Origin of the sequence: Veillonella magna (assembly GCF_959600285.1) — a bacterium.
Taxonomy (GTDB): domain Bacteria; phylum Bacillota; class Negativicutes; order Veillonellales; family Veillonellaceae; genus Veillonella_A; species Veillonella_A magna.
On the sequence record NZ_CAUGKU010000010.1, the window covers coordinates 85,236 to 94,740 of the forward strand.

9 protein-coding genes are annotated in these 9,505 nt (G+C 49.7%); 2 read left to right on the forward strand and 7 right to left on the reverse strand.

Annotated features, from left to right (window positions below; all coding sequences use genetic code 11):
• Positions 1-2: 2 nt before the first annotated feature.
• Positions 3-1,619: a 2-isopropylmalate synthase gene (locus Q5873_RS07055; protein WP_303060089.1), complete on the reverse strand. Its 1,617-nt coding sequence runs from the start codon at positions 1,617-1,619 to the stop codon at positions 3-5.
• A gap of 727 nt (positions 1,620-2,346) precedes the next feature.
• Here Q5873_RS07055 and Q5873_RS09685 point away from each other — a divergent pair.
• Positions 2,347-2,415, forward strand: a complete 69-nt coding sequence (locus Q5873_RS09685; RefSeq protein WP_353934431.1) for a putative holin-like toxin — start codon at positions 2,347-2,349, stop codon at positions 2,413-2,415.
• Between the two features lie 255 nt (positions 2,416-2,670).
• On the opposite strand, the gene Q5873_RS07060 is transcribed toward Q5873_RS09685, so the two are convergent.
• From Q5873_RS07060 to Q5873_RS07085, 6 genes are all read right to left on the reverse strand, one after another.
• Positions 2,671-3,429, reverse strand: coding sequence for an SDR family NAD(P)-dependent oxidoreductase (locus Q5873_RS07060; RefSeq protein ID WP_303060091.1), 759 nt, complete (start codon positions 3,427-3,429; stop codon positions 2,671-2,673).
• Positions 3,430-3,610: 181 nt separating this feature from the next.
• On the reverse strand, positions 3,611-4,852 hold the full coding sequence (locus Q5873_RS07065; protein WP_303060093.1) for an L-cysteine desulfidase family protein: 1,242 nt from the start codon (positions 4,850-4,852) through the stop codon (positions 3,611-3,613).
• A gap of 128 nt (positions 4,853-4,980) precedes the next feature.
• Positions 4,981-6,045: an electron transfer flavoprotein subunit alpha/FixB family protein gene (locus tag Q5873_RS07070; RefSeq protein ID WP_303060095.1), complete on the reverse strand. Its 1,065-nt coding sequence runs from the start codon at positions 6,043-6,045 to the stop codon at positions 4,981-4,983.
• A 17-nt stretch (positions 6,046-6,062) separates the two neighbouring features.
• Positions 6,063-6,863: an electron transfer flavoprotein subunit beta/FixA family protein gene (locus Q5873_RS07075; protein WP_288191047.1), complete on the reverse strand. Its 801-nt coding sequence runs from the start codon at positions 6,861-6,863 to the stop codon at positions 6,063-6,065.
• Between the two features lie 14 nt (positions 6,864-6,877).
• On the reverse strand, positions 6,878-7,156 hold the full coding sequence (locus Q5873_RS07080) for a ferredoxin family protein (protein ID WP_205087696.1): 279 nt from the start codon (positions 7,154-7,156) through the stop codon (positions 6,878-6,880).
• Positions 7,153-8,439, reverse strand: a complete 1,287-nt coding sequence (locus tag Q5873_RS07085; RefSeq protein WP_303060098.1) for an FAD-dependent oxidoreductase — start codon at positions 8,437-8,439, stop codon at positions 7,153-7,155. The genes Q5873_RS07080 and Q5873_RS07085 overlap by 4 nt, the downstream gene beginning before the upstream one ends.
• A gap of 355 nt (positions 8,440-8,794) precedes the next feature.
• Between Q5873_RS07085 and Q5873_RS09690 the strand changes: the two genes are divergently transcribed.
• On the forward strand, positions 8,795-8,863 hold the full coding sequence (locus tag Q5873_RS09690) for a putative holin-like toxin (RefSeq protein WP_353885608.1): 69 nt from the start codon (positions 8,795-8,797) through the stop codon (positions 8,861-8,863).
• Positions 8,864-9,505 lie beyond the last annotated feature (642 nt).

Genomic DNA, 9,505 nt, shown 5'->3' on the forward strand with positions numbered 1-9,505 from the left:
ATCTATGCCTCCTCCGCATCGGTCGTAATTGCCTTTGCGAAATATATACTGTTAATGGCGTTCACATATGCGTTAACGCTGGATGTAATAATATCTGTGTGAATGGCCCTGCCGTGATACAGCTTGCCTTCGTATTCTACCTTGAGCATAACCTCGCCCAACGCATCCTTGCCGGACGTAACGGCGCGCACTTGAAAATCCTTCAAGCTGATCGGTTTACCAAGAGCTCGTTCCGCTGCTTTTAGCGATGCATCAACGGCACCGTCACCGACGGCAGCATCTTCGCGAATGCCTTCCGGTGTCTTCAGCCGCACATCGGCATAGGCATAGCCTTGTTCGTCGGAATGGTAATGATGATGCACAACCTCTACGGCCTTTTCGTGATCGATCATGTCCATCACCAAGGCGATAATATCTTCATCGAAAATTTGCTTTTTCCGATCCGCCAAGGATTTAAACTTAGTGAACAAATCCGGAATCTTGCTGTCATCCACGGTAAAGCCCAGGCGCACCAGATGATCGACAAAGGCGTGCTTGCCGGAATGCTTACCGAGAACAATGGCACTCTTTTCGGCGCCTACGCTTTCCGGCGTCATAATTTCATAGGTCGTCGGATTGCTCAGCACACCGTGCTGATGAATGCCCGATTCGTGGGCAAACGCATTGGCACCGACAATCGCTTTGTTAGGTGGCACCACCATGCCGGTAAGGCGACTGACCAAATGGCTGACACGGGTAAACTGTTTCGTATCAATGTCTACATCAACGCCGTAAATATCGCGGCGCGTTTTCAATGCCATCACCACTTCTTCGATACCGACGTTACCGGCTCGTTCGCCAAGACCGTTCACCGTACATTCCACCTGACGGGCACCGGCTTCGATGGCTGCCAAGGTGTTCGCGTTGGCCATGCCCAGATCATCATGACAATGCACACTGATGATGGCCTTTTCAATGCCTCGCACATGTTCTTTCAAGTAGCGAATCTTTCCGGCAAATTCCATGGGCGTCATATAGCCTACCGTGTCCGGCACGTTCAATATGGTTGCGCCCCCTTCGATGGCTGCGGAAAAAACTTCGCTTAAATAATCCATATCGGTGCGCGATGCATCTTCGGCGGAAAACTCGATTTCATCGAATTTACCGGCAGCAAATGCCAAGCAGTCCTTTACCGTTTCGATAACTTCTTCTCTCGTCTTTTTCAATTTATATTCCAAATGAATATCGCTGGTAGCGATGAATACATGTAGGCGGCTGTGTTCGGCTCCGGCCAAGGCTTCTGCCGTTTTTTCAATGTCGGCCTTGTTGGCTCTGGCCAACCCGGCAATGGTGCAGCCCTTTACCGTATTGGCAATGGCGGCTACCGCTTCAAAATCCCCCGGCGAAGCAGCCGGGAACCCGGCTTCGATAACATCTACGCCCATGCGCGCCAAGCTTTGCGCAATTTCGATTTTTTCCGGCGTCTGCAAGGATACGCCCGGGCTCTGTTCGCCGTCGCGAAGCGTAGTATCGAAGAAATACACCTTATCTTTGCTCGTTTCATTCTGTGTCGTGTGGCCGGTAGTCCGGCTCACCACACCAACCGTTACATCGTCTTTCACTGCTACCTTGTCTTTCATAATAGTCTCTCCTTTTTAACAAAAAACGCCCCCGGATCCGCGCACTCGTCACGGTTCCAGGGGCGTCATAGCAATCTCTTCTCTCTCAAATCATTAGGGACATGGCCTCTACCCATACGCATGAACACCGGCCGTCTTACCACCGATTGTTGCCGATGGCCTGCTGGCTACAGCGCACCCCATAGTTACCGGTCGCAACGTAATCCATTGCTACAATCAGTTAACCGGATGTCATCCTCTTTGATTCGATTAAAAAAGCCCCTTACGATGCATTGCATCATAAGGGGCGTTATATACTATAACACGGTACCACCCTAGTTGGTCCTCTATGGTTATAACGGCACCACCGTCGTCGGTTACTTTGTTTCACCGCCGATGCTCCCAGGCGAGTTGTCGACACCGATCGTTCCACCGTCTCACACCACCCGACGGCTCTCTGTAGGCAACCTTACCGGCTCTTTAAACCTGTTCATCGCAACTTCTGTTTTGTGTTGGTGTTATTGTGCCACAAACAAAAGTCCTTGTCAATAGGCTTTTTAATTTTTTTGCACCGGGTTGTGCCGTATAGGACACTTTACTGTGACTAGGGAAGAGGGTATAGCCTGCTAGGGATCTCGGTCTTGCGAAGAGCTCCTGCGCCAGCAAATGACATCCGTACATATTTGCGCTATAATATATTCGAGATAGTTAAGCGGCGTTAGGTTCAGCGCGAAGAGGCGGTGATTCTATGAGTGTTTACGAAGCCATATCATTAATGATTGGATTCGGTACGCTTATAGCTATTCTTCTTAAATAGAAAATAGCCCTGACGTAACGTAAACGACAAGGCCATCTCTCAAGTTATGTTTAATTTCTTCGAGATGAGCCAAACGGTACCAACGCTTAGCTATCTCTTTCTGTTTTCATTATATCTATTTCTTCTTCTGTCGTCAAATCATGACGCCAAGCTACCCCTCTTAAAATTTCCCTTCTCAATAAAAAGAGCAGATACTTCTCTGAAGTGGTCCTTCGCAAGACCGGACCGCAGGGAGAAGTATCTGCTCTTAGTACATTATTTTTTTGCTATCATGAATCCCGTAGCCTGCTGATTAGCCATGATGGTAATGTCGGAAATCTGCACGCGGCGCGGGCGATTGGAGGCAAAGAGGATGATGTCCGCAATGTCCTCCGGCTGCAGCGCATCCACACCGGCATAGACAGCGGCGGCTTTTTCTTTATCCCCATGGAAGCGCACTTCGCTAAACGGCGTTTCCACGATGCCCGGCTGAATCGTAGTCACCTTAATGTCGCTTTCAATGGTATCGATGCGAATACCATCACTCAAGGTTTTAACGGCAGCCTTGGTTGCACAATATACGGCGCCTTTGGCGTAGGCATAAATACCGGCAGTAGAGCCAAGGTTAATGATGTGACCGATATTGCGTTTTAACATGTACGGCAATACGGTGCGGGATACGTAAAGGAGACCTTTCACATTGGTGTCGATCATGGTTTCCATGTCGTCGATGGAGCTGTCTTCAAAGGCATCAAGCCCCTGTGCCAAACCGGCGTTATTTACCAGAATATCTACATGATCGATGCCTTCAATCATCGTCGGTACCTTTTCCGCTACGGCCGCACGATCCGTCACATCCAATTCAAAGACGGTAACATCTACCTTGTACAAATCTTCTAGACCCTGCTTCATTTCGTCCAGTTTATCCTTGCGACGGGCGCAAAGCAGCAAATTGTCGCCGTTCTTTGCAAAAGCGATGGCTGTTTCACGACCAATACCCGAAGTAGCTCCCGTAATAAATACATTTCTTCCCATGATGGTTCCCTCCTTAATTCATTTCTCAGTAGTTGCTTTCGCAGTAATTACTTTCTTAGCAATTCACTTCTTAGTAATTACTCTCTTAGTAATTCACTTCTTAGCAATTCGCTTCTTAGTAATTCACTTCTTAGTAATTGCTTTCTCAATAATTCATTTCTTAGTAATTACTGTCTCAGCCTTATTTTTCCAGCATAGATTCTAAAATGACGATGTCCGTTTCCTTCATGCCCACTCTGGCTACATCGCCGATGGTGGCTACCGTGCGATCCACCGTGCCTTTCACCAGGCCTTCGCCGGACTTAAAGTTATTATCGGTGCGCGCCATTTTATATGCCAACAGCGCATTGCCGACGGACAAGGCAATTTTCATGGCACATGACGGCTTGGCCCCATCGCATACCACGCCGGATGTACCGGCCAACGCATTCGACAACGTAGCTTCCACCACCGCTTTCGGCTCGCCCATGAGATAGGCCACACCGGCCGCCCCTGCGGAAGCGGCACTGACTACGGCACAATACGCACTGAGTCGGCCGATGCCCTGCTTAATGTAAAGGGCCAACAGGTTTGCCAACGCCAAGGCTTTAATGCGCCGCTCCATAGGAATGTTGTGTTCCTCCGCATACACCCAAATCGGCACGGAAATCGTAATCCCCTGATTACCGCTGCCGCAGTTAATCATAACCGGCATACTGCAACCACCCATGCGCGCATCGGACCCGGCCGCTGCATAAGCCCTTGCTTTATCCCGCAAGCTGGTCGCCTCTTCCATGATTAGCTTGCCTATGTTCGCACCGTACTCATGGGTCATCCCCTCTTCGGCAATGGCCATGTTATAGGTAAACTGCTGTAACAGGCGCTCCTGTACCTCCGACAAATCGGCGGTATCCGCAAACGCGTAGCAATCGTCAAAGGTCAACAGCTCATCGGCAGCCTGCGCCGCTGCTAACGGCTCATCGAAAACGGTAACACCGTCCTTTTCGATATGCGTAATATGCGTATGTTTATTTTGAACGACTACGCGAGTGCGATGATCGCCTTTTATCGCCGTTACATCAATAAACAAATTCTCTACGTTTTCCGCCAACGTTACCTTGCAAAAGTCGCTGTTCATCAGCTCATCCGCCTTTTCAATATCCGACGGCGTCAACGCTTCCAATACCTCCAGTTCCCGCCGGGCATTGCCGACCAGTGCCCCTAGAATCAGGCTGTAGTAAATGCCTCGACGACCCTTGGAATTAGGAATGACCACGCTTTTTGCATTCTTTATAATATTACCGCTGCAGGACACCACCAGTGCATCGGGAAATATACCCAACTCCTCCACTGCCTTGGCCGCCGTAAAAGCCAAAGCAATCGGCTCGGTACACCCAAAAGCCGGTACGACTTCCTGCGTCAGCATAGATACCATTCGTTTCATTGTAGACCTCCACATCACACATATTTATGTTAATTATACCATAGGAGTATGCTAGGCTCATAGAAAGACAGACAAGCTACCACGCAACAAAAGGGCAGACGATGTTCGCCTACCCTTTTTCTATGTAATTATGCTTCATCGGCCGATGGCACTTGCTGCGTTTGGACAAGTGCCGCAGCGGCATCGCCGCCGTTCGCCTTAATTCGCTTACACTGCCTGATCATTTCGTCAATCACCTGCAACGCATCGCCTACGATACCGTAATCGCACACGTTGAAAATCGGAGCCTCCGGATCATTGTTGACCGCCACGATGACCTCCGCGCCGGTGATACCTGCGGTGTGCTGAATGACACCGGAAATACCAAAGGCCAAGTACAGCTTCGGCGCAATGGTCTTACCGGTTTGCCCGATTTGGCGGCTAAGGTCAAACCAACCCTTTTCCACGATTGGTCTTGTTACACCGACAACGCCTCCCAGCACATCGGCCAGCTCCTGCAATTTGGCAAAGTTTGCCTGATTGCCCATGCCCCGTCCGCCGGCAACGACAATCTCCGCGTCTTCAATATTCACATCGCCCTTGTCGATATGAATCATTTCCACAAAGCGATTGCGAATATCCCCGTCCACCAGCTGTACCGGTTCCTTGCAAATCTCGCCTTGCCTTGTTTCATCAGGCTCCGGCTTTTTAAATACATTCGGTCGCACCGAACCCATTTGCGGACGATGCTCCGGACAAATAATTTCCGCCAGAATATTACCGCCCAAAGCCGGCCGCGTCCATTCTACCAACCCATCCTTTGTATCTACCGTTAAAATAGTACAGTCTGCTACAACGCCGTTCTTCATGCGCCCGGAAATGCGCGGCGCCAAATCGCGACCGTCATTGGTCGCCCCGATAAGAATAACATTCGGTTTATGGTCGGCAAAGAAATCGGTAATTACCTTCGTGTAGCCGTCCGTCGTATACCGCCCGAGCAAGGGATGCTCAAACACATGCACCACATCGCTGCCGTGCGCAATCATACTCGGGGCGGTAGTCGCCACGGCCTCTCCCAACACCAATGTATGTACCTTTTCCCCAAGCTGATCCGCAATCAAGCGTGCCTGTCCTATTAGTTCGTAGGTGACGCCGCGTACCTGCCCTTCAAAGCAGTCGGCAATCACATACACACCTTTGTACTCTTCAAACATCGTGATTCCTCCTCGCCTTAAAGAACTTCCTTAGCCACCAATGCATCGATAAGCTTACCTACCGCTTCCTGCGGCGGCTCCTGCCATACGGTACCGGCGGCGCGAAGCGGCGGTTGGTATACCTTGCGCACCCGCGTCGGCGATCCTTGTAAGCCCAGGCGCGTCGGATCCACATCAAGATCCTTAACGGTAAGCATGCCGATGTCATAGCGATTGGCGCGAATGGAATAGATGAGCTGCGGATACCGCGGAATGTTCAAGGACTTCACCGCCGTCACCAACAAAGGCATGGTCGTTTCTAACACCTCAAAGCCCGCTTCATGTTCACGCTTCGTTTTCACCGTATCGCCGGTTACCTCGATACCGCACACATAGGTCACTTGCGGAATGCCCAGCTCTTCCGCAATCTGCGGGCCCACCTGTGCCGTATCCCCGTCGATCGCCTGCTTGCCGCAGAAAATAATATCGAACGGATGCCCTTGATCCTGTTGTAATTTTTTTATCGCACAAGCAATGGTATAACTGGTGGCCAGCGTATCCGCTCCCGCAAAGGCACGGTCCGTAATCAAATAGGCTTCATCGGCCCCCATAGACAAGCACTCGCGCAAAGCAATCTGCGCCTGCGGCGGTCCCATGGTAATCACCGTAATGCGCGCCCCCGGATTGGCATCCTTTACCTCCAATGCCGCTTCCAGCGCATTCAAATCAAAGGGGTTCACAATACTGGGCAGCCCCGTGCGAATCAATGTATTTGTTTCCGGATCCAGTTTGATTTCCGATGTATCCGGTACTTGTTTAATGCAAACCAATAACTCCATACTTCGGTCCTCCGTTAGCCTTGACGAAACTCAATGCCCTTCGTATCATCCGGGTATTCCCATTTTTTTATAATCGTATTGCCGCAAAGTACGCGACACGTACCGCATTCCACACAGCCTGCATAATCAAAGGCCAGCGTGCCATCGTCCTGCAAGGTATACAAACCGGCGGGGCAAGCATTGACGAGCTTCATCTTTTCTGCCATGTCCGGATAGTCGTGGATGATTTCAATATGCGGATGACCTTCGTTGACATAATATTTATTGACGCCTAACTTTTCTTCCAATTTCATAGGGCACGACCTCCTTTCAGCGCATCCATGGCAAGGCCCACCAAGCCGGCCTTGTTCACGCGTTTTAACAGCTTAGGCACCAACGGCGATGCCCCTTTACCGTTCACCGTAAAGACATCCTGCATAATGCCGTTGACCATGGCCGGGTAGGCCGTAAAAATACGCGGATTGTTGAGGAAGTCCGGCAAGCGGCGATATTGTTTCAAATCCTTGCCGATGAAGCTGTCCTCCACCTTGAGATCGTAATAGCGCATGGCACCGGCGGAAAAATCGCCTAGCTTATGCGCCTTAATCACCGCATCCGCCGCATACATGCCGGACGCGATGGCAAAGTCCATACCCCGTACGGTGTAGCCCATGTTCACACAGAAACCGGCGGCATCTCCGACGATGATAAACCCGTCACCGCTGAGAGTAGATACCGCTTGGTACCCGGCTTCCGGCACCATATGACCGCTGCGTTCCACCAGCTTGCCCCCCTTAAGAAGGCGCGCCACCGTAGGATACGCCATGAATTCATTCATCATATCTTCAATCGTCGCATCCGCTTCGCCGATGTGCTCCAAGCTGACCACAATGCCGATGGACACGCTGTTTTTATTGGTATATAAAAAGCCGCCGCCCATAAGGCCATGCGTAATATCTCCCATGAAAAGCCAGGAGGCCCCTTCATCCGCGGCCAACCCGAATCGTTCCTCGATGACCCCCTTGTTAAAGGTGTATACTTCTTTGGCACTGACCGCTACCTCTGCCGGGCGTAGGGGCGCACGCAAACCGGCGCGCTCTGCCAACAACGAGTTAACGCCGTCTGCCAGAATCACTACATTGGCATAGGCTTCATCATTACCGCAACGCACGCCTACTACGCGATCACCCTGCATAAGCAATCTGTCCACCTGAATGCGGTTGACCACCATCGCACCGGCGCTAGCCGCTTCATCCGCCAGCCACTTATCAAACACGCTGCGCAGTACCACATAGGACTCTTCATCGGAATGCTCTGCGGCGCCGTTATATTCTATGGTTGTCGACTTACCGCCTTCTAAAATAGAAATGCGCTCCTGCGTTACTTTTCGTTCCAAGGGGGCTCGCTTTCTAAAATCAGGGATAAGCTGCTCCAGCGAATGCGTGTAAATGCGTCCGCCGGTTACGTTCTTGGCCCCTGCATAATTGCCGCGTTCAACGAGCAGCACACGAATGCCGGCCTTGGCCAAACGATAGGCTGCCGAGGCACCGGCCATACCGCCGCCTACCACAATCGTATCAAAACGTTCTTGGCTCATACTTGTCACTCCTTATGTCTATTTGGCTACATTTGGTTTCATTCTAGCAAAGGAAGTATCGAAATAACGTCAAATTTCATAAATCACATATTGTATATATTCAAAGTGCAATGACAAAAATCCTTTTTTATTAGGGAAAATTTATCGGGGGATCACCTGGTAAAGTAATTTATGCACAGTAAAAAAGCCGGAGCACAACGATGGACATCATCATTGTATTCCGGTTTTTTCATTAACCATTTTATAAAATTCTTTCACACATATAATTCGTTTTTCAGGCTATTTGTACGAAATATGATATACTTGTATTAAGATAGCTGACGAGGTTGGGTTCATCACTAAAGGCGGTGATCCCATGAGCACATACGAAGTTCTTTCTTTAATGATTGCCTTTGCTATGCTTGTGGCTTTTATCCTAAAATGATAAAAGACCCAACATTGTAGGAACGTCGGGCCCTTTCATCAATCCTAATGTTTAATTTCGAGAGATGAGCCCGACGCATCCACTCGTCAGCTATCTCTTTTCACACACTCATTATACGTTATCCATAAGGGGAGAGTCAAATTTTCTCTTCTCTCATGATTGCCATCGCTGTTGCTACCTACAGCGAATGGTTAGTAAGAAAGCGCAAAAAATAAGCAAGAAAAAAGGACGGCTGCCACCGTCCTTTTTAATCTCTCTTTGAGCTAGTTACATCTGTAATTTGGGTGCCCTTGCTCGCCCCGCTCATTGTTGCCATCGCTGTCACTACCTGCTAATAGTATAACACACGATCTATAAAATGGTAAGACTATCAATGATTACTCTGTTATACTTGTATTGAGATAGCTGACGAGGTTGGGTTCATCACTAAAGGTAGTGATCCCATGAGCACATACGAAGTTCTTTCTTTAATGATTGCCATCGCTGTCACTATCTACAGCGAATGGTTAGCAAGAAAGCGCAAAAAATAAGCAAGAAAAAAGTACGGTCCCCACCGTCCTTTTTCCGAGAGTTAAAAAGATAAATAGTGGCTCTTCTGGCATCCCTGTGGGTAAGAAATGCCGCTTTCCCTTGTAATCAAGC

What these genes read in the sequence shown, in the direction of transcription:
- Q5873_RS07055 (WP_303060089.1), bottom strand. Translation starts at nt 1,619, where the DNA reads ATGAAAGACAAGGTAGCAGTGAAAGACGATGTAACGGTTGGTGTGGTG.
- Q5873_RS07060 (WP_303060091.1), bottom strand. Translation starts at nt 3,429, where the DNA reads ATGGGAAGAAATGTATTTATTACGGGAGCTACTTCGGGTATTGGTCGT.
- Q5873_RS07065 (WP_303060093.1), bottom strand. Translation starts at nt 4,852, where the DNA reads ATGAAACGAATGGTATCTATGCTGACGCAGGAAGTCGTACCGGCTTTT.
- Q5873_RS07070 (WP_303060095.1), bottom strand. Translation starts at nt 6,045, where the DNA reads ATGTTTGAAGAGTACAAAGGTGTGTATGTGATTGCCGACTGCTTTGAA.
- Q5873_RS07075 (WP_288191047.1), bottom strand. Translation starts at nt 6,863, where the DNA reads ATGGAGTTATTGGTTTGCATTAAACAAGTACCGGATACATCGGAAATC.
- Q5873_RS07080 (WP_205087696.1), bottom strand. Translation starts at nt 7,156, where the DNA reads ATGAAATTGGAAGAAAAGTTAGGCGTCAATAAATATTATGTCAACGAA.
- Q5873_RS07085 (WP_303060098.1), bottom strand. Translation starts at nt 8,439, where the DNA reads ATGAGCCAAGAACGTTTTGATACGATTGTGGTAGGCGGCGGTATGGCC.